Origin of the sequence: Candidatus Pantoea gossypiicola, assembly GCF_008632075.1 — a bacterium.
In the GTDB taxonomy this organism is placed as follows: Bacteria; Pseudomonadota; Gammaproteobacteria; order Enterobacterales; family Enterobacteriaceae; genus Pantoea; species Pantoea gossypiicola.
Genome location: NZ_VWVM01000024.1, coordinates 26571 through 49417, shown reverse-complemented (window position 1 = coordinate 49417; position 22847 = coordinate 26571). Strand labels below are relative to the sequence as shown.

Here is a 22847-nt window from a genome sequence, read left to right as displayed (position 1 = left end):
AGCATGAAGTTGAAGATAAACAACTGTCGCTTCATGAGGTGTGAAGAGAGGGCTCTAAGAGTCCGAACTTAGTACGCCCCTATGGGGCGGAAAACAAAGCCGCCTTCTATGAAGGCGGATTTTTACTACATAATTAACTGAAGACGCTTAGAAGATACGTAAAACAAAATTTCAGGCTGAAATCGCCAGGTTTTCAATGATATTATTAGACCTAAGATGCTGAATTTATTAATATTATATGGGGTGTTATTTGATTTAATTCCTGTGAAATCGCCATTCCTCCGGAACATTTCGCCAGCGTTCTCGGCTGCCTTTGAATGCATGAATTGTCTGTAAGGGCAAAAGCGGATTCAAATTCTGCTGTCACTTCTTGAGGGTTTTGATACTGCCTGTCTGCATTCAGCGATCACAAATTGCAAGTAAAGATTTTCAGGTGCTGGTTCATTAGTAACCAGTTACTTTTCACCAGACCTCAGTTCCTGCACAAATGCTTTATATCGGCTAATGCTTTCTTTGAGACTCCTTTTACAGCTAAGCTATCCGCCAGCGAAATTTATCGCTTAAGTTACTGTTTATACTGTAAAAATACGGTGAATTTCAGCCTGAAATCGCCATGCGTCCTGCTAAAAATCATCCTGGTTACGACATATAACTGCGTTATAGAGATCTTAATTGCAGGGCAGCCTGCTAACAGCAAAGGCATCTTCCAGGAGTGAAAAAAGATACTCAGAAAATATCCCTCACTTATCCACAGAAAAAGTGGATAACTTTTGCATCTGACAAAAACTATTTTTCTGCTGATGCGAACGACATGAGCTGGACTGTGAAGGTGCCAGTGATCTGAAATCGGCTACTTCAGACAGATTCACTGTATTGAGTAAAGCAGATGAAAGAATGTACTCAACGGTAGAAAACGATAATCGAGCCACTCAGGAAAGGGATATAACTGACGGGAAAGCTGTTTACAGTCAAGGGGAGTTAAAGAGGATTATCGATATAGATAAACGGCTGGCGGACTCATCAGAATCTGTTGATGCGCAGCCAGCGTTGAGCACGGCTATCGTTACGTTGCCTGCAGAATGCGTATGAGGGAGGCGATAGCAGCATAGCTATCGGGTGCGCAAAAAGCGATATAAAACCGGGCCTGGCCCGGTTTTGTTATGAATCAGGCTTCAAGCCAGGCTGTTATTTGCCTGACCATCACATCGGTAGAGATGCCATAACGGTCATGCAACGTCGGTAAAGCGCCTGCAGCCAGGAATGCGTCCGGCAGGGCAATCTGCTTAAAGCGTGGCGTCACACGGTTCCGCATTAGCAGGCCCGCAATTGCCTCGCCTAACCCGCCCGTGATTGAATGATTCTCTGCTGTGATAACCAGTTGGTTATGATGCAGCGCTTCCCCTGCCTCTCGCAGGATAGTCTCTTCATCCAGAGGCTTAATCACTGGAGAGTGAACCACACCAACCTCAATGCCCTGCTTTTCCAGCACTTCAGCGGTTTCAAGTGCCCGCATGGTCATTAATCCGCTACTGATAATAACTGCATCTTTGCCCGCTCGCAGACGCTGGGCCTTACCGTGCTGATAGCGATAATCATATTTATCCAGTACCAGCGGAACCTTACCGCGCAGCAGGCGCAGGTAAACCGGCCCCTGATGTTCGGCAATCGCCGGGATGACCTGGCTAATCTCCAGTGCATCGCAGGGATCGATGATTGTCAGGTTTGGCATACCGCGAAAAATTGCCAGATCATCAGTCGCCTGATGGCTTGGCCCATAACCGGTGGTCAGGCCCGGCAGCGCACAGGCAATTTTGACGTTCAGATTCTCTTCGGCGATGGCCATGCAGATAAAATCATAGGCGCGACGGGAAGCAAATACGGCATAGGTGGTGACAAAAGGCATAAAGCCCTCGCGCGCCATTCCCGCTGCGGCACTCATCAATAACTGTTCTGCCATTCCCATCTGGTAAAAGCGCTGTGGAAAAGCCTCCGCAAACAGATGCAGGTCGGTATATTTACTCAAATCTGCCGTCAGACCGACCACATCGGATCGCTTCTCTGCCAGTGACACCAGAGCATGCCCGAAGGGGGCAGAAACCGTGGGCTGACCCTCAGCAGCAATCGAGGCGATCATGGCGGAAGTGGTCAGACGTTTTTTTTGCGGTTGTGAACTCATATCATACTCCTTGCTCAAGTGCGGTCAGGGCTTTGTCCCACTCATCGGCATCAACACGGATGAAATGGGTTTTCTCACGGCTCTCAAGAAACGGCACGCCTTTACCCATTCGGGTATCGCAGATGATGACGCGCGGTTGCGGTTCAGGCCAGCTGCGTGCTGCGTCAAAGGCATTCTGCAAAGCAGCAATATCGTTGCCATCAACGCGCTGGGTATACCAGCCAAAAGCCTGCCAGCGATCCACTATCGGTTCGAACGCGAGAATCTCGCTGCTGTGACCGTCAGCCTGCTGATTGTTGACGTCAATAATGGCGATCAGGTTATCAAGCTGCCAGTGTGAGGCTGACATGGCCGCTTCCCATGTTGAACCTTCATTCAGCTCGCCGTCAGAAAGCAGGTTATAGATTCGCGCCTGGGAGCCTTTCTGCTTTAGCCCCAGACAGGCACCCACGGCTATACCCAGTCCCTGACCTAATGAACCCCCGGTGATCTCCATGCCTGGGGTGTAGGCGGCCATGCCGGACATCGGCAGGCGGCTCTCATCGGTGCCATAGGTTTCCCGTTCCTCTTCCGGTATGACGCCCGCTTCCAGCAGCGCAGCATAAAGCGCGATAGCGTAGTGCCCAATCGACAGGTAGAAGCGATCGCGCTCTTCCCACTCAGGCTCATCGGCGCGGTAATTCATGGCGTGAAAATAGCTGACAGCGAGTAAATCAGCTGCACCCAGTGCCTGACCGATATAGCCCTGTCCCTGTATCTGCCCCATTAATAAGGCATGACGGCGAATATTCATGGCACGCTGCGGTAATGAGAGCGTGTGTGAACTGTGATGAGAGTCAGTCATATAACCTCCAGATTAACGATTAACATCCGCAGCCCGAATGCGCAGTACGCATAGCGCACCACCCAGCAGAACGGCAGCAATAAAATACATTCCCGACGCGGGGGAACCGGTTGCCGTGGTGATTGAACCAATCAGCCACGGCGAGAAAAAACCGGCCAGATTGGCAATGCAGTTCACCGCAGCGATGCCTGCGGCAGCTGAGACGCCACCCAGCAGGTTGGTCGGTAGCATCCAGAACAGTGATGAGGCGGAAAGAATGCCCGCAGCGGCAATACAGAGGGAGAGCAGTGACAGGGAAACGTTATGGCTGAGCAGCGTTGCCAGCGTGAGTCCCGAAAGGCCGATCAGCATCGGAACAATCAGATGCCAGCGACGTTCACGATGACGATCGCCACTGCGTCCAGCCAATAGCATAAAGATAATGGCGCACAGGTAAGGCAGACTGGTCAGTAATCCGATATGCAGAGGCTCGCTGACGCCTGAATTTCTTACCAGCGTCGGTAGCCAGAACGTTAATGCATACTGGCCCATCACCACACAGAAATAAATCAGCGCCAGCAGCCACAGACGACGGTCAGCAACAAAGGCTTTCACCGTGCCATGACAGGCTTTCTGCTGATTATCTTCGTCGAGGTCGGCACGCACCTGGCGTTTCTCATCGTCATCCAGCCACTCTGCCTGCTCCACCCGATCCTTGAGAACCAGCAGCACTACGAATCCCATAACAAGGGTAGGGATAGCTTCCAGCACAAACATCCATTGCCAGCCCGCCCATCCGTGAAAGCCTGCGAAGGTCGCCATGATCCAGCCAGAGAGCGGACCGCCAATCATCCCGGAAAGTGGAATCGCGACAAACCACAGAACCGTCATGCGAGCGCGACGGTGAGAGGGAAACCAGTAGGTCAGGTAGAGCAGTAAACCGGGTGCAAGTCCGGCCTCTGCCACACCAAGCAGAAAGCGCAGCAGGTAGAACTGCCATGCAGTTTCAACAAAGGCAAAAAGAGCTGAGATAACACCCCAGGTAATCATAATGCGGGCAATCCAGCGGCGTGCACCGACCCGATGCAGAATCAGATTACTGGGCACTTCAAAAAAGAAGTAACCGATGAAAAAGATCCCGGCACCCAGTCCGTAGACCGTTTCGCTGAGTGACAAATCATCCATCATCTGTAATTTTGCGAAGCCAACGTTCACACGATCAAGATAAGCGCAGAGATAACAGAGCATCAGCCAGGGCATCAGTCGCCAGGCAATTTTGCGATAGGTGATATCGCGCGCAGCAGAGGTTGCGCTCAGATTAAGCGTGGTCATGGTGTTCACTCCCGAAGTTAGCCCGCAAGGTGTGCGGGCAGGGCAGGGCGCTGATTAATGGATCAGCATGCCACCGTTCACATCCAGCGTGATGCCGGTGAGATAACCGGAGAGATCGCTGGCGAGGAAGAGTGCCGCATTAGCGACATCGCTGGCGGTTCCGAGGCGGCCGAGAGGTATGCCATCGAGAATGGCATGGCGGCGTTCATCCTGTAACAGGCCTCCGGTGATATCGGTCTGGATAAGACCGGGCGTCAGGGCATTGATACGAATCTGGTCCGGACCGAACTCGCGTGCCATGGCTTTTGTCAGGCCCAGCACGCCTGCTTTCGCCGCACTGTAGTGCGGGCCGCCGAAAATGCCACCGCCACGCTGAGCTGATACCGATGACAGACAGACAATGCTGCCGCTTTTTTGCTGCTGCATCGTCGGGATAACCGCCTGAGACATCAGCAGAGTACCGCGCAGATTGACATCCAGAATGCGGTTGTAATCTTCGATGCCAATTTCCAGTGTTTTAACCGGCTGAGTGATCCCGGCATTGTTGACCAGCACGTCAATACGGCCGTAGTGCTCAAGTACCTGATCGATAGCACGATGAACAGAAAGCGGATCGGTGACATCGGTGGCCAGGCCGAGATGCCCGTCGCCACACGATTGCGCGCTGGCCTGAGCAGCCTGTAAATCTAAATCGAGTATCACCACGCGTGCGCCATGCTGAGCAAAGCAGGCGGCTGTGGCTCGTCCAATGCCGCGCTGAGAAGCGGCACCTGTGATAATCGCAACTTTGTTTTCAAGTAACATTGTCCACTCCAGAAGAATAATTATTAGTGGTTCGGTATCGCTACCGGTAGGGTCACGATCAGAATTGATAAAGCGCATAATATTGGCAATGCAGTAAAATTCATTTGATGCTGAATGAATTTGTTGGTTTGATGCAGTTAACAAATCTGCGATTTAAAAATGGGCACACATCACAGAATTTCAGTGTGGAGAGGCGGATGGAAAAGCAGTCGGAGCACTTACCTTCAATTAAATCACTGCAGGTTTTTGAGCAGGTGGCCCATTTTGGTAATGTCGCGCGGGCGGCAGAAGAATTAAATATTACCCCCTCGGCAGCCAGTCATCAGCTGGCTAAACTGGAGCGGGAACTGGGCTGTATTCTGTTTAATCGTTCGGCAAAAGGCGTAGCGTTAACGCTGTCAGGCGAACATTACCTCAGGGAGATTGGCCCGATACTGCTGGGCCTGGCGCAGGCCACGGCGCGCATCAGTAATGAGAAAGCGCGCAGTAACCTCCGGATCCACTGCGCACCCAGCTTCGGTCTGCTCTGGCTGTTGCCACGCATCCATAAATTCCGCAACAGCTATCCGGATTTTCAGCTTACTCTCTCCTGCTCATATGAAAATCTCTCTTTTAGCCGGGACAATATTGATATTGCGATACGTCACGGCTTCCCGGACTGGAACGCATTTGAGATTAAAACTATCCGCCATGAAAAAATGTCGGTGCTGGCCTCGCCAGCATATCTGAAACAGCACCCTGTCAGTCAGGCTGCGGATTTAATGCATCACGCGCTGATATTATCCGAGTCACCGCTCATTCAATGGCCGCAGTGGTTTGCGTCGCAGCAACTACCTCAGCCGGATAAGGAGTGGTTATTTCGTTTTGATCGCTCTTATATGAGTCTTGAAGCAGCAATGTTAGGACACGGTCTTATTTTTGAGAGTGAATTGCTGGCAGAGGATTATCTGCGCAGCGGGAAACTGGTCAGAGTGCTGACTGAGCAGCATAGCCTGCCCGTCAGCGCCCACCATCTGGTCTTTCCGCGTGGATTTGCACAATTTCCTCGTGTTGCACATTTCCTGAGCTGGATACAGGAAGAACTCAGAACGTAAAGCTGATGTTAAAATAAATGCCGGCCCGTCACTATGACGGAGGGTTATTTCTGCGGGTAATTATTCACACCATTAAAGTCGCATTCCCAAAGCTAACGTTTAAATACCGTCTACACTTCTTTACCCAATCGGTAAATATGTTCCCTTTCTATTCCGTATGAAATTTAATCAAACGGATGTTTAACTTATTAATGGCAGGAATATTATGAGTACAAATACACCAGACGCTGGGGAAGCGGGCGATCACGCGCCTGCGGATACGGTACGCCAGCGCATTTTTTTAGTGGTGCTGGTTGCCACCATGGGCGCGCTGGCTTTTGGCTATGACACCGGGATTATCTCGGGTGCATTACCTTACATGACTTCACCACCCGACCAGGGGGGGCTTGGACTTAACTCATTTACGGAAGGGCTGGTTGCCTCTTCGCTGGTGTTCGGTGCCGCTATCGGCTCTTTCCTCAGTGGTTTCTTTTCGGATCGTTTTGGCCGTCGTATTACCCTTCGCACCCTGGCGGTCATTTTTGTTCTGGGTTCGCTCGGTACGGCACTGGCACCTTCCGTCAATGTGATGGTAGCCATGCGTTTCCTGCTGGGAATAGCTGTCGGCGGTGGCTCTTCAACCGTGCCCGTGTTTATTGCCGAAATTGCCGGGCCACGTCTTCGCGCACCGCTGGTGAGCCGCAATGAGCTGATGATTGTCACCGGACAGCTCATCGCCTATGTCGCCAGTACGCTGCTGAGCTATCTGCTGCACGATGAGCATTTGTGGCGCTATATGCTGGCCATTGCAATGGTGCCTGGTTTTCTTCTTTTTATTGGCACCTTCTTCGTTCCGGCTTCACCACACTGGCTGGTGGCAGAAGGGCGTCTGAAAGAGGCAAAGAAGATTCTGAAGTATCTGCGTGAAACGCCGCGTGAAGTGCGTCATGAGATGGCGCAGATGAAGAAGCAGGCAAAGGCAGCAGAACGCGGGCCGGATGCGAAAACCCTGATTCGCGAGAAATGGGTTAACCGCCTGATGATTATTGGTGTCGGACTCGGCTTTGTCGCGCAGTTTACTGGCGTTAACGGCTTCATGTATTACACGCCGATCATCCTGAAGTCGACCGGTCTGGGCACCAGCGCCTCCATTGCCGCGACTATCGGTAACGGTGTGGTTTCTGTTCTGGCGACCTTTGTCGGTATCTGGGCGATTAGCCGTTTCCCGCGTCGTACCATGCTTATCACCGGTCTGTGTCTGGTGATTACGGCACAGATCCTGCTGGGCAGCGTCATGACCTTTATGAGTTCGAGCCTGATGCAGAGTTATCTCGCCCTGGGCTGTATTCTGCTGTTCCTGTTCTGCATGCAGATGTGCATCTCGCCGGTCTACTGGCTGATGATGTCCGAGCTGTTCCCGATGCAGCTGCGTGGCGTGTTAACCGGTGGCGCTGTTTCACTTCAGTGGATTTTCAATGCTGTGGTCGCATTCGGCTTTCCACCGATCATGGAGTATGCCGGCAGCACTACCTTCTTTATCTTTGCCGCGATTAACGTTGGCTCGCTAATCTTCGTGATGGCGATGGTGCCCGAGACGCGCGGTAAAAGTCTGGAAGAGATTGAGTCACACATGAAAGAGAAGTTTGGTGAAAAGCCGAAGGAGGCTGAAGCCTGTTAACACCTCTACCGGATTCGGCCCGTCGGCTGAATCCGGTTTCTCTCCCTTCTCTGCCCCCTTGCGTCGTATCACTTTCTGTCAGATAAGCCGTTTCATTCACTGTAATCAGCACGATTTTGCGGAAGGGTTTCCGGACATGCCTGGCGATTTCAGGCTGAAATCGCCAGAATCCGGCCTAACCCTCCGCTGTCGCTGACGATTGAAACAGTCGTTTAAGCGAACCATGACCGCTGACAAAGATTGAATCTGACTCTGCGCTATACTCCTTTTTCATCTGCTCCGCATGCTGACCGGGATGCACCATGAACATATCAAACTCTGTGACAGTGGCTGCTGCTCTGCTGATTGCCACGCCATTGCATGCTGAAAATGCGCCGGTTTCGTCCTGGTGGAATGGATTCACTGACGATGTTGCACAGACCTGGAAGACGCCTCAGCACACCGATCTCTACCTGCCGTTTATTAGCTGGCACGCTCGCTTTATGTATGACAAAGAAAAAACCGATAACTATAACGAGAATCCCTGGGGCGGTGGTCTGGGCGTTTCCCGCTATAGCGATAGCGGCAACTGGAGTGCGCTTTATGCGATGGCGTTTAAAGATTCGCACAATGAGTGGCAGCCCATTATCGGTTATGGCTGGGAGAAGGGATGGTATCCAGGACCCGGTCAGGACTTCCGGCTCGGTGCCGGATTAACAGCGGGTATCACTGCGCGTGAAGACTTTGGAAACTATATTCCGCTGCCAATTATTTTGCCGCTGTTCTCTGCTGGTTACAAAGCGGTGAATGTCCAGTTCACTTACATTCCCGGTACCTACAATAACGGCAATGTGCTGTTCGCGTGGTTTCGCTTTGCCTTTTAATTTTTCAGGAAAGGATTTATGACCCGGAAGTTTAAAACTGCCACGCGCAGACTCTGGCGTTCAATGATTGTCGTAGGTTTGGTGTTACTGCTGCTATTAATCATTCGCATCTATGAGGCGGAACGTGGTCCGGAATTACATCGCTGGCATACCTGGATCCCACATGAGCTGACAGTTGAACAGCTCGATAAAGCCGGTTACGCCGATTATCTTAACGCCGAAAATCATCTGTTTGATGAGATGAAGCAGCAGGTCACTGAAAAACTGGATGCGGATGAGAAAACCCCGCTCAACCGATATTTCTCCGGCAGCATGATCTATCCGGGCCATTTTGCGCAGGACTGGAACCGTTCCTATATTCTGCGTCCGGCGGGCACGCCCCGTGGTGCAGTCGTTTTACTGCATGGTCTGACCGACAGTCCCTACAGTCTGCGTCATATCGCAGAAACCTATCGCCAGCAGGGTTATGTGGCCGTAGCGATCAGGTTACCGGGGCACGGCACGGTGCCTGCTGGCCTGACTGATGTGGACTGGCAGGACTGGATGGCGGCTACACGCTTAGCGGTGCGCGAAGCAACCCGTCTGGCGGGCACCCGGACACCGCTGCATCTGGTAGGATTCTCTAACGGCGGGGCGCTGGCGGTAAAATATGCGCTCGACAGCCTGGGCGACGCCACGTTGCGTCGTCCGCAGCAGCTGATTCTGTTATCGCCGATGATCGGTGTCACCCGTTTTGCACGGTTTGCCGGGATTGCCGGACTGCCCTCTGTTTTTCCGGCCTTCTCGAAAACAGCCTGGCTGAATATCGTGCCGGAGTTTAATCCGTTTAAATATAACTCTTTTCCGGTGCACGCTGCCCGGCAGACCTATCTGCTGACGCAGGCGCTACAGAAAGAGATCCAGCACTACGCACGTAATCAGCAGTTGTCCGGCTTCCCGCCAGTACTGACCTTTCAGTCGGTCATGGACTCTACCGTCAGCACGCCGTCGGTGATTCGCTTGTTATACAATTATCTTCCAGAAAACGGCAGTGAGCTGGTGCTGTTCGATATCAATCAGGCCGTCAGCGTCAGCCCGTTATTCCGTCACTCCTCTTACACGGCAGTGAATCAGCTCTTACCCGCGGCCCGTCGGCATTATTCTTCCACAGTGATCACCAATGCTGCCGCCACGTCGCTGGAAATGGTGACTAAAAGCGTGCCTGCCGGTGAGATTATGGAGCGAATCCAGCCACTGGAAATCAACTATCCGGCCGGTCTTTACTCGCTCTCGCACGTGGCGATCCCGTTCCCGGCTGAGGATGGTCTCTACGGCAGTGCACCTGCGAAGAAGAATGAGTTTGGTATCAGTTTTGGTACGTTGTCACTGCGCGGCGAGAGTGCGGTGCTGATTGTGGGACTGGACTCAATTATGCGCGCGACTTCTAACCCGTTTTACCCCTACATGATTAACCGAATCGATCACCACATCGGTTGCAGTGATAAGCCGCAACTGGCGACCTGCCTCAGCAGTTTCTGAATCAACCAGGCCCGCATGATGCGGGCCTGGGTTTATATCGTGTTCAGCTTTTCCATTACCTCATCCGACAGGTGCAGGCTGCCACTGGCCAGATTCTCTTTGAGGTGTTCCGGTGAGGACGTACCGGGAATCAACAGAATATTGGGCGAGCGCCTTAGCAGCCAGGCCAGCGCGACCTGCATCGGCGTCGCATTCAGGGACGCAGCAACCTCATTGAGCCGATCCGACTGTAATGGGGAGAAGCCGCCGAGCGGGAAAAACGGCACGTAAGCGATGCCCTGCTGCGCCAGCTGATCCACCAGTTCATCATCCTGTCGATGTGCCAGGTTATACATATTCTGCACGCAGACAATGGGCGTTATCGCCTGGGCTTCAGCGATCTGTGTGGCGGTCACATTGCTCAGGCCAATATGCCGTATCAGTCCGCGCGCCTGTAATGTCAGCAGCGCCTCCAGCTGGGGAGCCAGAGAGCCCTCTTTGGGCTTCGCCGGATGCAGCATACTGCGCAGGTTCACCACTTCAATCACGTCCAGCCCCAGATTGCGCAGGTTATCTTCCACCGCCTGGGTCAGCGCTTCAGGTTCCATCGCCGCCAGCCAGCCGCCTTTTGCATCGCGGCGGGCACCCACCTTGGTCACAATTGTCAGATCCTGTGGATACGGATGGAGCGCCTTTTTGATTAACTGATTGGTTTCGTGTGGGCCATAAAAGTCGCTGGTGTCGATATGATTGACGCCCGACGCGATGGCGTCGCGCAAAACCTGCATTGCCCGGGCTTCATCTTTTACCGGCCCGAACACGCCTGGCCCGGCCAGCTGCATTGCGCCGTAGCCGAGACGGTTAACTTCACGATCGCCTAACGGATAAGTCATGGTGATATCTGACATGAAAACCTCCTGCGTGAATGTAGATTAATTGTAACGGTGATTCAGCTGTGCAACTATCCGGAGAAATCAGGACAGACTGTACGGGGTGATGCACAATGGCGATTGATATGGCGCTGCTGGATGCTGTTGTGGCAGTGGCGAAAGCGGGAGGATTCCGGGAAGCCGCGCGTATTACAGGCAGCAACGCGTCACGCCTGAGCGATGCGGTGCGGCGGCAGAACAGCAACTGGGTATCCGACTGTTTCACCGGACGACACGCACGGTAGTATTAACTGAAGCGGGCAGGGCACTGATGGAACGTCTGTTGCCTGCTATGAATGAAGTTAATGCTGCGCTGGATGCGGTGAATCGCTATCGCAACACGCCAGGCGGCACGCTGCGGCTGAATGTCCCGGTCAGTGCCACCCGGCTGGTATTGCCCGGGCTGGTGCCGGAATTTCTGCGACGTTATCCTGATATCCAGCTGGAAATCGTGGCGGAGAGCAGCGTGCAGGATGTCTTTCGTGACGGCTGCGACGCCGGAATTCGGTATGACGAGCGGCTGGAGCAGGATATGGTGGCGATGCCCATTGGCCCCCGGCAGCAGCGGTTCGCGCTGGCCGCGTCTCCTGCTTATCTTGCGGAATATGGCCGACCCGATCACCCGCGCGATCTGATCCATCATCGCTGTCTGCGTGGCCGTTATGCCAGCGGCATCATGGCTGACTGGACATTCAGCTGCGACGGAGAAGAGATAAGCATTGAAACCCGCGGGCCGCTGGTGGTGACCGTCGGCGGGGCAATGGATCTGGCTGTAGAGGCCGCGATTGCCGGAAGCGGGGTGATCTATCTGTTTGATGAGTGGCTCAGACCGGCCCTGGACAGCGGCCAGCTGGAACCGCTGCTGCAACCCTGGTGGCTGACCTTTTCCGGCCCGTGGCTTTACTACAACGATCGCCGTCTGATTCCGGCTCCGCTTCAGGCGTTTATCGATTTTGTGCGCGAAACAAACGCGCGCGAAAAACCTGTCAGCTATACCAGCTGAATCCCTGCGGCACCCGTGAAAAACCGGCGTGTCGCAACGCATTAAGCAGCGGTGACTGCGACACCGCTTCACCATCTACCGTCTCCAGCGTAAAGCTCGCGGGCTTTTCACGTTTCAGCGCCACGCCCAGCGCCGCGACTGCGGTTTCAAGTTGTGCGAGGTCGTTGCTGAACGTCAGCAACTCTTTGCCTCCTGGCGTCAGAAAGAGCATCAGCATGCCGCCTGCAATCACGACCCGCGCGCCCTGACGACGCGTCGGGCGTATGCCGCTGGCATGAACCGGCCAGCTCAGCATCGCGCCAAACGGATTCGCGGGATCGAGTGCAGCCAGCGTCACCGCTTCAGTGACATCGGTCGGCGCTTCGGCCAGCGCCCGCAGCTGCTCAATGGTCTGATAGTCAGCAAACTGGGCACCGCCGGACCCGGCAACAATCTGCCCGCGCAGCAGTCGCCCGGCATCTTCCATACTGCGCAGTACGGGCTGTAACGCCGGAAATCCACCGGGGATCTGCTCTGAAACTGCACTGCCTCGCGTGATCACTCCATAACGGTCGAGCAGATTTTCTGCCAGCGAAAGAGCCAGTCGTGCAGGCGCAATCTCCTGCCGGTTAATCTTCGACCAGCGCCCGGCCAGCGTGTTGACCGCTGGACGGCGTGCGGGCAATGCGCCAGGCGTAAAGCGCTGTCCAAAGCGGGTGCGCAGAGTGCGTGCCGGACGTGAACGGGTCACGCCTGGCGTGGTCAGCAGCCCACGTACCGCAATCCAGCTATCCGCAGTGACATAGCCCTGCCACACCAGTTGCCACAGGGAATCATAGACGTCGCTGGGTTGTGTCTCCGGTGCGCCCATCTGCACCATAATCTCATGAACAAACCACGCGCCACCGCGGCTCAGTGCTTCAAGTATCGCCTGCTGGATCGGCGTAAGAGGGGGTGTGGCCTCAGCCTCCGGCAGCGTCTCAGCGGCGAATTCTGAGAGATGAAGCGAGATCAGACCATCATTCTGTCCCAGCGCTTTATGTCCGCACCAGATCACCTCGCCACTGACTAACAGTTCATCGAGCATTGCAGGCTGATAGTCGGCAATCCTGGCGCGCAGGATTTGTGACTCCCACAGCGAGGCGGGTAACGGCACGCCCGCCAGTTGCTCTATCACCCGCAGCAGCCCGCTGACACCCTGATGCGCGCGGTTAAGCAGGCCGTGCCGCGTCAGCAGCAGGCTGACCCAGGCGGCGGGTGAAACCGGCCGGGTTGCTTCGCGTGCTGCTTGCAGTGAACGTAAGCGCAAGCGTTTGAAGATCTCTGAGGAAACCCACTCCGTTTCCGTTGTGCCCGCTGCCGCACCTGTGTTCAGCAGGCTGCCCTGTTGATAAAGGTGTAGCAGCACGGCATTCACTATGGCCACGCCCAGTCCCAAATGAGTTGCCAGCTGTCGGGCGGTCAACAGCGTATGGGTGCGGGCGTAGCGGTTTACCAGATCGCGTAATGGATCGGTCTGCGGCTCGAGAAATGTGTCGGGCAGATCGTCAGGCAGCTCAGTGCCCAGCGCATCGCGCAGGCGAGCCGCATCTTCAATCACTGCCCAGCGAGCCTCACCAGCGACCGTCACCGGGATCACGCGCCGGGCAGCAGCAAACTGCGACACGGCTTCTGCGATTTGCTGGTCATTGCCACTGAACCGCGCCGAAATACCGGCAACGGAGAGCGGACCGAGATCGCGCAGCAGATCGATAATGCCTTCGGCGTGCTGTGCCTGATAGCGGGAATCAATGCGCTGCAGTTCCTGTCCGACCTGCTCAACCACGTCAGGTGCCAGCAAATCACGCTTGCTGGTCTGGCCGAGCAGTTCACCCAGAAGATTGCTGTCGAGCGCCAGCAGTGAGGCACGTCGTTCGGCCTGTGGGGCATCGCTGGCGTAGATAAATTCTGCGACATAGCCAAACAGCAGTGGGGCGGCAAAAGGAGAGGGCTGTTCAGTCGTCACCTCGACCATCTTTACGTTTCCCTGTGCCAGTTGTTCCATCAGCTGGTGCAGAGCAGGCAGATCGTAGACATCCTGCAGGCATTCGCGTGCGGTTTCGATCAGGATAGGGAAATCATCATACTGGCGGGCGACGGCCAGCAACTGACCGGCGCGCAGCCGCTGCTGCCAGAGTGGTGAGCGCTTACCCGGATTGCGCCCCGGCAGCAGCAGTGCGCGAGAGGCACACTCCCGGAAGCGGGCGGCGAACAGTGCCGATTGCCCGACACTCTGCGTGACGTCCTGAGTGAGCTGGTCTGCGTCAAACATAAACAGGTCAGCGCCGGGCAGATGCCCTTCGCTGGCGGGAAAGCGGGCTACGATGCCGTCATCGCTGGCTGCAACGGAAGCATCAAGACCCATGCGGTGCTGGATCCGGGCAGAAATCGCCAGCGCCCAGGGCGCATTGACCCGTTTGCCCCACGGCGAGTGCAGGATCACCCGCCAGTCACCAGTTTCGTCCCGGCAGCGTTCAATCAGCAACGTGCGATCGTCGGGCAGGACGCCGGTGGCGACACGTTGTTCAGCCAGTAAAGCCAGCAGATTTGTCACGGCATGGGCATTCAGCCCCAGCGCGTGCAGCTGTTGTTGCGCATCATCCGGTGAAGCACTGTTCAGTTTACGCAGAAACATCCCGAGGCTGGCACCTGAATCGGCAGAACGGCCAATGCCCTCACCGCGCCAGAAGGGCAGACGAGCGGGACGGCCTGGCGCGGGAACAACCAGCACCTGATCGTGCGTGATCTGTTGAATGCGCCACGACGTTGCACCCAGAGTAATAATGTCGTTGACCCGCGACTCATAGACCATCTCTTCATCCAGCTCGCCGACCCGACGAGAGCCCGCCTGCTCTTCACCTTCGGGCAGGATGACGCTGAACATGCCGCGATCGGGAATGGTGCCACCGCTGGTTACGGCCAGATTCTGAGCGCCAGGTCGCGCCGTCAGCACTCCGCTCTGGCGATCCCATACCAGCTGTGGCCGCAACTGAGCAAATGCATCTGACGGAAACTTACCCGCCAGCATATCAAGCGTGGCATTAAACAGCCGACGTGAGAGAGTGCGGAATGGATCGGCCCGGCAGACCTGTGCATACCAGTCATCAGCCTGCAGAGGATCCATTGCCACAGCCGCCAGCGTCTGCTGCGCCAGAATATCGAGCGGGTTACGGGGCGGAGCCAGCGCATCGAGATGACCCGCCCGCATCGACTGTAATATCACGGCCGAATCCAGCAGATCGCGCCGGGTGCGGGGATACAGGATGCCGGTGGAGATGCCGCCAACCTGATGTCCGGCGCGACCTACACGCTGCAGGGCGCTGGCGACTGACAGCGGAGCGCCCACCTGGATCACCAGATCCACCGGCCCCATATCAATGCCCAGTTCCAGACTGGAGGTCGCCACCACGCAGCGCAGCCTGCCCTGCTTCAGGGCAGCTTCGATCTCACCGCGCTGTTCTTTCGAGACGGAACCGTGGTGGGAACGGGCAATCAGATCGCCGGCGCGCTCTTCATCCTGATTTTCAGCAGGGATCTGCTGCGCAAGATATCGCGCATTGAGCCGCGCCGTCAGCTTTTCTGCCAGACCACGCGAATTCACAAAGACCAGAGTAGCGCGATGGGCCATTACCTGCTGCAGAATGCGCGCTTCGATATGTGGCCAGATCGATCCGCTTGCAGTGCTCGCTTCACCGGTCAGGTCATCGGCGCTGGCGATATCGGTCATATCCTCAACCGGCACGTCGATCGTCAGGTGCAGCGTGCGATCGGCGGCCGGATTTACCACCTGAACCGGCTGACAGCCGCCGAGAAAGGCCGCTACCCGTTCAACCGGTCGCACCGTTGCAGAAAGCCCGATGCGCTGGGCGGGCTGTGGCAGTAGCGCATCCAGCCGCTCCAGGCTCAGCGCCAGCTGGGAGCCGCGCTTTGAACCCGCCACCGCATGCACCTCATCAACAATAACCGTGGTGATGCTCTGCAGCGTGGTACGTGCTTTGGAGGTCAGCATCAGAAACAGCGATTCGGGTGTGGTGATCAGGATATCGGGCGGGCGACGTAACAACCTGGCGCGCTCCGCGCTGGGGGTATCACCGGATCGCATCCCGATATTCAGAGTGATTTCTGGCTCATTCAGCGCCTGCCGTTCGGCGTAGACGCCTGCCAGCGGCAGATTCAGGTTGCGCTGCACGTCGGCTGCCAGCGCTTTGACCGGTGAAATATAGAGAATACGGGTGGTGGATTCGCGTGTGGGAGCAGGCTGGTCGGTTCTGACCTGAAACAGTGTATCGATGGCGGTAAGAAAGGCCGCCAGCGTTTTTCCGGAACCGGTAGGCGCAATCACCAGCGCATGCTCTCCGCTGGCAATCGCCTGCCAGGCCGCCTTTTGCACCGGCGTCGGCGCAGCAAAGGCGGCAGAAAACCAGCGTCGGGTGGCGGATGAAAACCGGGCTAAGACCGTATCAGATTGGGATTTCGACATCATACTCACGGCATCACGCAGTGACTGCACCAGGAATTAATCCGTTGAGTGTAAGTGAAAATCGCCGTTTGTGGATGACGCGGCCGATCTCTGGCTGCGTCAGTGACGTTTAAGAGCAGGCCGCGCCAGCTAACGCGCGACCTCTGACCGCCAGGAGTGACACCAGCGCCAGCACAATAAGGGTCATGCCATAGAACCAGGCGGTCTGGGTCAGCCCGATATGGGGGGCGGCAATACCGGCCGCAATCGCGGGCAGCGCAAAGGCGAGATAGCTTTTGATCAAAAAGGCGGAGAACAACCCGGCGCGCTCATGACTCTCCGCTAACGGCATGATGATCTTCAGCACGCTGGAGAAAATCGATCCAAACCCCTGACCCGCAATGGCGGTGCCGAGATAGAGCAGGGCCACGCTGTGCAGGGAAAGGCCTGTCAGTGTGACGCTGACACCCGCCATAAGCATCAGCGTACCAATAACCAACGCCCGCGCGGGCGGCAACGGACGAAAGAGTAAAACGGCTGCCGTTGCACTTAGCATCAGCGTTGCCACAATCGAGCCGCCGATAAATGGCGACGTCAGGCCGGTTGCATTTGCCACCATCGTGGGCATCAGTGACAGATAAAATCCGCCAAGCATCCATGTTGAGATGTTCACTGGTGTTACCTTCAGCAGCGGGCCCAGTGCGCGTCGTGGAATGCTGACCTGAGGCCGCAACGCGGCCAGTACCCCAGGCTGAGGCGCAATTGTTTCAGGTATCAGGGGCAGAAGCGCCATCGCGACTATCATCAGCACCATCAGCAGCGCGTAAATCGTGACCGTAGGAAACGGGGCAAAGCTGACCAGAATGCCACCTGTCAGCGTGCCGAGCGTCATCCCGAGAAACGCGGTGAACGAATTCAGCAGGGGTCCACGCGTTTTACTGGCGTCAATCAGGCTGGCACCGAAGGTCGGCAGTGCAATACCCGTAGCAAAGCCCTGTACCAGTCGGGCAGCAATCAAGGTCGGAGCCGAACTGGCCACCATAAAGATCACCAGCGCGACCGCGTTAATCGCCAGGGCCAGCAGCATCAGCGGACGTCGGCCAGTATAATCTGACACTTTACCCACCGTCAGCAGCGCGGCCAGCAAGGCGAAAGCATAGGCACCAAAGATCAGTGTCAGCATGGTCGGCGTCAGATGAAACAGGCTGCGATAAAGGGGGTAGAGCGGCGTGGGCGCGCTGCTGGTGGCTGAGATCAGCGCCGCACCGGTAAAGCTAAAAAGCGTGGTGCGGGTAGCCGCCTGCGGTGTCAGGGTGGGGTTCATGGGAGTCACCTTAATGCAAAGGATTAGCTTTTAATAAGGTATACGGTGATTCTGAGCTTAATGCAATATCTTTGCTTTAACGTTTATTGCGGTGTGACTTAGTGTCACCTTATGCGAATCTATGTGTTACTAAGTTACACACCGGAGGACTCATGGCATTAACAAAACTTTGTCAGCAGGGCGGAGCTGTCGTGCTGACTATTCCCAGTGAGATTGCTGCCAGAGCAGGCTGGACCGTGGGCATTGAGCTGGACGTGACCGCTGAGGGAGAATCCGTGAACATTGTGCCGGTTACGCGTGTACCACGCGGTCGCCGGACAGTTGCTCAGTTGCTGGCCGGTATTGATCAGCTGGAAATCCAGAGTTATAACGACGAGGCCGTCGACGGACTGAATGACGCGCCGCAGGTCAGGGAGCATATCTGATGGTTTCAGGGAGGGTGCCGCAGAAGGGCGAAATCTGGCACGTTAATGGTGATCCGGTTGAAGGGCGTAAGTTTAAAGGGCCGAATTATTATCTTGTTATCTCTCAGCGCGAGTTAGTTGCTGCTCTGGGGACGGCAATTTGTGTGCCGGTGACAAGCGGCGGCGTCGCGTCGCGCTCACAGGGAGTGACTGTGTTTCTGGACGGTAACAGCACAGATACCGGTAAGGTGACCGGCGTGGCGCTGTGCTATCAGGTGCGTTCGCTTGACCTGACAGCGCGCAAGGCAAGCTATGCTGCCAGGGTAGAGCCACATGTTATGTATGAAATATTGTCTCTGGTTGTAGACCTTATCGACCCGCGATAAATAAAAGCTGGCTGCCAGTTATAATTTGCAAGTTAATTAATTCCGGGAAGGCCTGACACTCTCGCAAGACTCCGACCGCAGGTGCATGATCATCTGCGGCCCGAAAGTATAAGCACTTTCCTCCTCATTACGCTGCCTTAAGTGCGACTCGCAGGAGCTTAGTAAAGCGAGTTCTTTAATCGCTCTGGCAGCGCTTTGTCGTAGGCATCGCCATCGATTTCCGCAATCTGTTTCAGAATCGAGCCGGTGCTGGGCAGCGACTGCCGCGCAATCTGCGTTTCAGCATCCCATAACCCGGAGCGGATAATTGCCCGGCTGCACTGAAAGAAAACGCTCTCAACACTGATGCGCAGCATCGTTTTTGGCAGCTGATTATTGACAGCGAAGCGTTCAAGCAGTGCCGGGTCGGTGCTGATCGCCGCCGTACCGTTCACGCGTAGCGTCTCACCAATGCCGGGGATGAGAAAAAGCAGCGCAACCCGATTGTCATTTAAAATATTACGCAGGCTGTCGATGCGATTATTGCCGCGTCTGTCAGGCAAGAGCAGGGTTTTATCATCTTCGATTTCGATAAATCCGGCCGGATCGCCGCGCGGTGAAACATCCAGTCCCTCCGGTCCCGATGTTGCCAGCGCCACAAAAGGCGAGGCGGCTATAAACGGACGATAGGCGGGATGAATATGATCGGTCACCTTAGCCACAGAAGGCCGGGCGACAGTGCCATAAAGACGTTCAAGTTCGGTCAGTTCTGTCACTATGCTGCTCTGTTCAGCCATGTTTGCACTTTCCTTTCATTGATCAGATCCTCAGGACACCGACAATAAGACGCCACAGATCCGACGCGCAGGTTTAAGCAGGACTCTAACACTAATCGCTGCAGAGTCAGAGCCACTGCACAAGCCTTTGTGATCACTCTTCACTATGATCCGTGAATCCCGGCTAAACAGAAAGGGATTACCATGCCTGACCTGTAAACCCAGGTGTTGGTATCAGCACAACCTGCTGATATAAAGGATTAACCTCATCAGTACCCATAAGGAGCAAAGGATGGTTTGGGAATCAGAGCGGTTGCTCTACAGATTTACCCTTCGTGAGGATCTTGACGACCTGTTCAGAATTTATGGCGACCCGGAAACGCATAAATTCAACCCGCGAGGCCCGTGGCCTGACAGGGAATATGCTGTTCAGGCAATGGAGCGCATACAGGATAGCTACCGGGATCAGGGGTTCGGCGACTGGACAATATTCGAGAAAGCCCATCCGGAAAAAATCATCGGCTTTGGTGGCGTCTTCAGAAGTCAGTTTGACGGCCGTCAGACCAATAATCTCGGCTACCGTTTTGAGCCAGATGCCTGGGGAAAAGGCTATGCCACTGAGCTTTCACGCAGGGCTATTCGCTACGGATTTGAGGAGGCCGGACTCAGCGTGATCACGGGCGTGGTGCGTGAAAACCACCTGGCTTCGCGCCGGGTGCTGGAAAAAGCAGGCCTGACGTTCTTGAAAAAGGTTAACGATCTCGAAGGGCTGCCTCCCAGCCTGATGTATGCCTTGAGCCGGCGGGAATGGCTTGACGCTGGCAACGCGCTTAACGTCTGAATTTCCTCTAAGCGAGTCGGGCGCAGCGTTGTCTGCGTCCTCTTACTGCCTTAAACCGCTGAGAAACCCTCTCTTATCCCGCGATTACTTCCCTGCTCACTGGATTACCTTAACCGCCTTACTCAGGGGAGGATTTATGGATATTCGTACGATTTTTATTTCAGCGGTAATGGCAGTCAGTTTGTTGTGGATAGGCGCATCAGACAACCGTTCGTCTCATTTCAGCGGAGAGCCAGTCAAAGCAGGCCTGAGTAAACTTCAGCCCTGATTGCCACTCGCCCGATCGCACACTATAGCGCCTGCTCAGCCAGAGATGCGGTACACTGCCGCTATCTGTTAACGCAACATCGTTGCGTTAACCAAAACGTTGACGCGGATAAAAGCAGGAGAACGAGATGGCGAGGGAGATGATTCGTCAGGGCGGGCGCAGCGCCCGTATTCAGGCGGAAGTGCATGACACCGTTAACCGGCTACTGGAAACGCGTGATCGTTCCGCCATTACCGTACCGATGATCGCCGAACAGGCAGGCGTAACGCCCTCCACGATTTATCGACGCTGGGGCGATCTGGCCCAGTTGCTGGCGGATGTGGCCGTGGCGCGGATGCGACCGATTGCCGATCCGGAAGATACCGGCTCGATGATTGGCGATCTTACCGCGTTCCTTCAGCAGTATGCTGAAGAGATGTCCTCGAAAGTGGGTCGTGAACTGCTGGCCGATGTGATTGGCAGTCATGCTGAAGCGGCCAGCCATAAATGCTGTGTATTCACTTATCAGCATCTTGAAACCCTGAACAACCGGGCCATCGCGCGCGGGGAAGCGGGTTTTGACGTTGATCGCCTCGTCGATGTCGCTGTCGCGCCCGTGATGTTCCACATCCTGTTTGGCGATCGCGACGTTTCAGCGGAATACTGTTCGTTACTGATTCAGCAGGCATTTTAACTCAGCGCTGAACGTAGGGCAGGGCGGCTTCAGTGATCAGGTGCTGCAACAGCCTGCGCGGCGCTTCAGACAGAGATGGCAATCGATCCTGATGATGTGATGATCATCATTCAGTTTAACAGCAGCGAAGAGTGGAGCTTTAGCGGCGGCCAGATGCTGGCACAGGCGGCGTTATGATTATCATGCATTATCGCTTTACGCTGCCTGCGGACTACGACATGGGCATCATTGAACAGCGCATCATGCAGAACGGTGCCCGGCTGGATGGCTTTCCGGGGCTGGTGGCAAAAGCGTATCTTTACGCCTGCCGTGAGGATGGGGGAATCAATGAACATCGCTATGCACCGCTCTATTTCTGGCGGGATGCGAGTGGCATGCAGCGTTTCCTGCAAAGCCCGGGTTTTGCGGCGCTGGTGAGGGATTTTGGCTGGCCGATCATCGAAAGCTGGCTGGCGTTTGAGGAACAGACTCCCATCACTGATCTGGCTGAAGCCCGTTTTATGACGCTGCACCGCTGGACGATTCCTCCGCATGCGAACCTTGCAGCACTGCCGATGGCAACAGGCTTAAGCGCCTGGGATGTAACCCGCTGGCAGGGATTAACGATTAACGCATCACAGCAGCGACCGGCGTCCGGTCCGGAAGTCTATCGCATCGGTTATCTGGCGCGAGGCGCTGCCGCTTCAGATCTGCGGCTGTAGCAGCGGTTTTGATGCGGATTGCCCCTCAGAGGGCAAATATAGCCTCAATCTCAATGCGCAGGTCAGTGGAGAACAGTCCGCTGACCTGCACCAGCGAGCTGGCGGGCAGATGTTCGCCATAATTGCGATAGAGCACGTCCCGCAGCGCGGCGATTTCTGTGAACGAGGTGATGAATATTGTGACTTTGAGCAGCGCGGCAAGCGACGTATTTTCAGCAGCAGCAACGTCTCTGAGTTGTTCAAAGATGGCTTCAGCCTGTTCAGCCATATTACCCTGCTGAGCGGCCGTGCCGAAGGCGGTCAGGCCGGAGACGTACAGCGTCTCACCCTGTTTCACTGCATGGACATAAGGCGCGTTGACTTCGCCCAGTTGCGGATAATTTTTGCGTTCTGGCAGGGTCATATTTTCTCCTTCATCATGTGAATCATCAGACATTTCTCCCCGCCACCACTTAGCGTTTCAGCAGTTGCTGGCAGACCATATTATCCTGCGTGGCGCGCTGCTGTTCATCATTCGTCAGTTGCTCCCAGCGGCCAATCACGCTGCGTCCCAGCCGCGGTTTATAGGCTATTTTCTGCAGCGCATAGTCAGAATTACCGCCTTCAATAACATTTCGCATCTGCTGGTCGAATGGCTGCTGACCGTGATGATCAATCGCGCAGAACACCGCGACGTAATACGCTTTGTCTTCCTCACTGTCGTGCGGGATTAAAAGCCAGCCAGGGCGAGGATAAGCAGCAGCGGAAGAATATATTTTAGCCATTTATAACACTGGTTTTCGTATGATTAACAGCCTCATACCCTTTTCAGTATGGCGATATTATCTGAACCTGCACCCT

19 protein-coding genes and 2 pseudogenes are annotated in these 22847 nt (G+C 55.2%); 11 read left to right on the top strand and 10 right to left on the bottom strand.

All coding sequences use genetic code 11. From position 1 onward, the window contains the following. Nucleotides 1-1165: 1165 nt before the first annotated feature. Genes F3I20_RS21395 through F3I20_RS21380 form a run of 4 tightly spaced genes read right to left on the bottom strand, consistent with a single transcriptional unit; the run spans nt 1166 to nt 5135 of the window. Complete coding sequence (locus F3I20_RS21395) at nt 1166-2176, bottom strand: transketolase family protein (RefSeq protein WP_150014344.1); 1011 nt, start codon at nt 2174-2176, stop codon at nt 1166-1168. A gap of 1 nt (nt 2177) precedes the next feature. After that, nucleotides 2178-3020, bottom strand: a complete 843-nt coding sequence (locus F3I20_RS21390) for a transketolase (protein WP_150014346.1) — start codon at nt 3018-3020, stop codon at nt 2178-2180. A 12-nt stretch (nt 3021-3032) separates the two neighbouring features. Then, on the bottom strand, nt 3033-4331 hold the full coding sequence (locus F3I20_RS21385) for an MFS transporter (protein ID WP_150014348.1): 1299 nt from the start codon (nt 4329-4331) through the stop codon (nt 3033-3035). Nucleotides 4332-4385: 54 nt separating this feature from the next. Beyond that, nucleotides 4386-5135 (bottom strand): SDR family NAD(P)-dependent oxidoreductase, encoded by a 750-nt coding sequence (locus F3I20_RS21380; protein WP_150014350.1) that lies wholly within the window; start codon nt 5133-5135, stop codon nt 4386-4388. A 197-nt stretch (nt 5136-5332) separates the two neighbouring features. Between F3I20_RS21380 and F3I20_RS21375 the strand changes: the two genes are divergently transcribed. The 4 genes from F3I20_RS21375 (at nt 5333) to F3I20_RS21360 (ending at nt 10267) form a co-directional block, all read left to right on the top strand. Beyond that, a complete protein-coding gene (locus tag F3I20_RS21375; RefSeq protein ID WP_150014352.1) occupies nt 5333-6229 on the top strand; it encodes a LysR substrate-binding domain-containing protein in 897 nt (298 codons plus the stop codon). 205 nt (nt 6230-6434) lie between these two features. Then, on the top strand, nt 6435-7886 hold the full coding sequence (locus tag F3I20_RS21370) for a sugar porter family MFS transporter (protein WP_150038503.1): 1452 nt from the start codon (nt 6435-6437) through the stop codon (nt 7884-7886). Between the two features lie 302 nt (nt 7887-8188). After that, nucleotides 8189-8749: a lipid IV(A) palmitoyltransferase PagP gene (gene pagP, locus F3I20_RS21365; protein WP_150014356.1), complete on the top strand. Its 561-nt coding sequence runs from the start codon at nt 8189-8191 to the stop codon at nt 8747-8749. An 18-nt stretch (nt 8750-8767) separates the two neighbouring features. Continuing rightward, nucleotides 8768-10267, top strand: a complete 1500-nt coding sequence (locus F3I20_RS21360; protein ID WP_150014358.1) for an alpha/beta hydrolase — start codon at nt 8768-8770, stop codon at nt 10265-10267. A gap of 32 nt (nt 10268-10299) precedes the next feature. Here F3I20_RS21360 and F3I20_RS21355 read toward each other — a convergent pair whose 3' ends face one another. Then, nucleotides 10300-11154 (bottom strand): aldo/keto reductase family oxidoreductase, encoded by an 855-nt coding sequence (locus F3I20_RS21355; RefSeq protein WP_150014360.1) that lies wholly within the window; start codon nt 11152-11154, stop codon nt 10300-10302. Nucleotides 11155-11249: 95 nt separating this feature from the next. Between F3I20_RS21355 and F3I20_RS21350 the strand changes: the two are divergent. Next, nucleotides 11250-12157, top strand: a pseudogene (locus F3I20_RS21350) (LysR family transcriptional regulator); the annotation flags it as partial. A gap of 4 nt (nt 12158-12161) precedes the next feature. Here the strand turns inward: F3I20_RS21350 and F3I20_RS21345 are convergent. Together F3I20_RS21345 and F3I20_RS21340 are read right to left on the bottom strand one after the other, a co-directional pair. Next, nucleotides 12162-16679 (bottom strand): ATP-dependent helicase, encoded by a 4518-nt coding sequence (locus tag F3I20_RS21345; RefSeq protein WP_190286178.1) that lies wholly within the window; start codon nt 16677-16679, stop codon nt 12162-12164. Between the two features lie 106 nt (nt 16680-16785). Next, complete coding sequence (locus tag F3I20_RS21340; protein ID WP_150014364.1) at nt 16786-17979, bottom strand: MFS transporter; 1194 nt, start codon at nt 17977-17979, stop codon at nt 16786-16788. A 152-nt stretch (nt 17980-18131) separates the two neighbouring features. Here F3I20_RS21340 and F3I20_RS21335 point away from each other — a divergent pair, with 152 nt between their 5' ends. Together F3I20_RS21335 and F3I20_RS21330 are read left to right on the top strand one after the other, a co-directional pair. Continuing rightward, nucleotides 18132-18404, top strand: coding sequence for an AbrB/MazE/SpoVT family DNA-binding domain-containing protein (locus F3I20_RS21335; protein WP_150019494.1), 273 nt, complete (start codon nt 18132-18134; stop codon nt 18402-18404). After that, nucleotides 18404-18769 (top strand): type II toxin-antitoxin system PemK/MazF family toxin, encoded by a 366-nt coding sequence (locus F3I20_RS21330; protein ID WP_150014366.1) that lies wholly within the window; start codon nt 18404-18406, stop codon nt 18767-18769. Before F3I20_RS21335 ends, F3I20_RS21330 begins: the two co-directional genes overlap by 1 nt. 158 nt (nt 18770-18927) lie before the next feature. Here F3I20_RS21330 and F3I20_RS21325 read toward each other — a convergent pair whose 3' ends face one another. Next, nucleotides 18928-19545, bottom strand: coding sequence for a pyridoxamine 5'-phosphate oxidase family protein (locus F3I20_RS21325; protein ID WP_150014368.1), 618 nt, complete (start codon nt 19543-19545; stop codon nt 18928-18930). 271 nt (nt 19546-19816) lie between these two features. Here F3I20_RS21325 and F3I20_RS21320 point away from each other — a divergent pair, with 271 nt between their 5' ends. The 4 genes from F3I20_RS21320 (at nt 19817) to F3I20_RS21305 (ending at nt 22007) form a co-directional block, all read left to right on the top strand. Further along, the gene (locus F3I20_RS21320; protein ID WP_061060638.1) at nt 19817-20365 is read left to right on the top strand and encodes a GNAT family N-acetyltransferase; all 549 of its coding nucleotides are present in this window, start codon (nt 19817-19819) and stop codon (nt 20363-20365) included. 136 nt (nt 20366-20501) lie between these two features. Continuing rightward, on the top strand, nt 20502-20633 hold the full coding sequence (locus F3I20_RS24375; protein ID WP_255467310.1) for a hypothetical protein: 132 nt from the start codon (nt 20502-20504) through the stop codon (nt 20631-20633). Between the two features lie 127 nt (nt 20634-20760). Further along, entirely contained in the window at nt 20761-21306 is a 546-nt protein-coding gene (locus F3I20_RS21315) for a TetR/AcrR family transcriptional regulator (RefSeq protein WP_150014370.1), read from the top strand. A gap of 173 nt (nt 21307-21479) precedes the next feature. Next, entirely contained in the window at nt 21480-22007 is a 528-nt protein-coding gene (locus F3I20_RS21305; RefSeq protein ID WP_150014372.1) for a DUF4865 family protein, read from the top strand. Between the two features lie 25 nt (nt 22008-22032). Here F3I20_RS21305 and F3I20_RS21300 read toward each other — a convergent pair whose 3' ends face one another. Together F3I20_RS21300 and F3I20_RS21295 are read right to left on the bottom strand one after the other, a co-directional pair. Further along, on the bottom strand, nt 22033-22410 hold the full coding sequence (locus F3I20_RS21300) for a RidA family protein (RefSeq protein ID WP_150014374.1): 378 nt from the start codon (nt 22408-22410) through the stop codon (nt 22033-22035). Nucleotides 22411-22459: 49 nt separating this feature from the next. Further along, a pseudogene (locus F3I20_RS21295) lies at nt 22460-22758 on the bottom strand (hypothetical protein). Nucleotides 22759-22847: the final 89 nt, after the last annotated feature.

Coding starts and splice junctions, on each gene's coding strand:
- F3I20_RS21395 (WP_150014344.1), bottom strand. CDS start 2,176: ATGAGTTCACAACCGCAAAAAAAACGTCTGACCACTTCCGCCATGATC.
- F3I20_RS21390 (WP_150014346.1), bottom strand. CDS start 3,020: ATGACTGACTCTCATCACAGTTCACACACGCTCTCATTACCGCAGCGT.
- F3I20_RS21385 (WP_150014348.1), bottom strand. CDS start 4,331: ATGACCACGCTTAATCTGAGCGCAACCTCTGCTGCGCGCGATATCACC.
- F3I20_RS21380 (WP_150014350.1), bottom strand. CDS start 5,135: ATGTTACTTGAAAACAAAGTTGCGATTATCACAGGTGCCGCTTCTCAG.
- F3I20_RS21375 (WP_150014352.1), top strand. CDS start 5,333: ATGGAAAAGCAGTCGGAGCACTTACCTTCAATTAAATCACTGCAGGTT.
- F3I20_RS21370 (WP_150038503.1), top strand. CDS start 6,435: ATGAGTACAAATACACCAGACGCTGGGGAAGCGGGCGATCACGCGCCT.
- pagP (WP_150014356.1), top strand. CDS start 8,189: ATGAACATATCAAACTCTGTGACAGTGGCTGCTGCTCTGCTGATTGCC.
- F3I20_RS21360 (WP_150014358.1), top strand. CDS start 8,768: ATGACCCGGAAGTTTAAAACTGCCACGCGCAGACTCTGGCGTTCAATG.
- F3I20_RS21355 (WP_150014360.1), bottom strand. CDS start 11,154: ATGTCAGATATCACCATGACTTATCCGTTAGGCGATCGTGAAGTTAAC.
- F3I20_RS21345 (WP_190286178.1), bottom strand. CDS start 16,679: ATGATGTCGAAATCCCAATCTGATACGGTCTTAGCCCGGTTTTCATCC.
- F3I20_RS21340 (WP_150014364.1), bottom strand. CDS start 17,979: ATGAACCCCACCCTGACACCGCAGGCGGCTACCCGCACCACGCTTTTT.
- F3I20_RS21335 (WP_150019494.1), top strand. CDS start 18,132: ATGGCATTAACAAAACTTTGTCAGCAGGGCGGAGCTGTCGTGCTGACT.
- F3I20_RS21330 (WP_150014366.1), top strand. CDS start 18,404: ATGGTTTCAGGGAGGGTGCCGCAGAAGGGCGAAATCTGGCACGTTAAT.
- F3I20_RS21325 (WP_150014368.1), bottom strand. CDS start 19,545: ATGGCTGAACAGAGCAGCATAGTGACAGAACTGACCGAACTTGAACGT.
- F3I20_RS21320 (WP_061060638.1), top strand. CDS start 19,817: ATGGTTTGGGAATCAGAGCGGTTGCTCTACAGATTTACCCTTCGTGAG.
- F3I20_RS24375 (WP_255467310.1), top strand. CDS start 20,502: ATGGATATTCGTACGATTTTTATTTCAGCGGTAATGGCAGTCAGTTTG.
- F3I20_RS21315 (WP_150014370.1), top strand. CDS start 20,761: ATGGCGAGGGAGATGATTCGTCAGGGCGGGCGCAGCGCCCGTATTCAG.
- F3I20_RS21305 (WP_150014372.1), top strand. CDS start 21,480: ATGATTATCATGCATTATCGCTTTACGCTGCCTGCGGACTACGACATG.
- F3I20_RS21300 (WP_150014374.1), bottom strand. CDS start 22,410: ATGACCCTGCCAGAACGCAAAAATTATCCGCAACTGGGCGAAGTCAAC.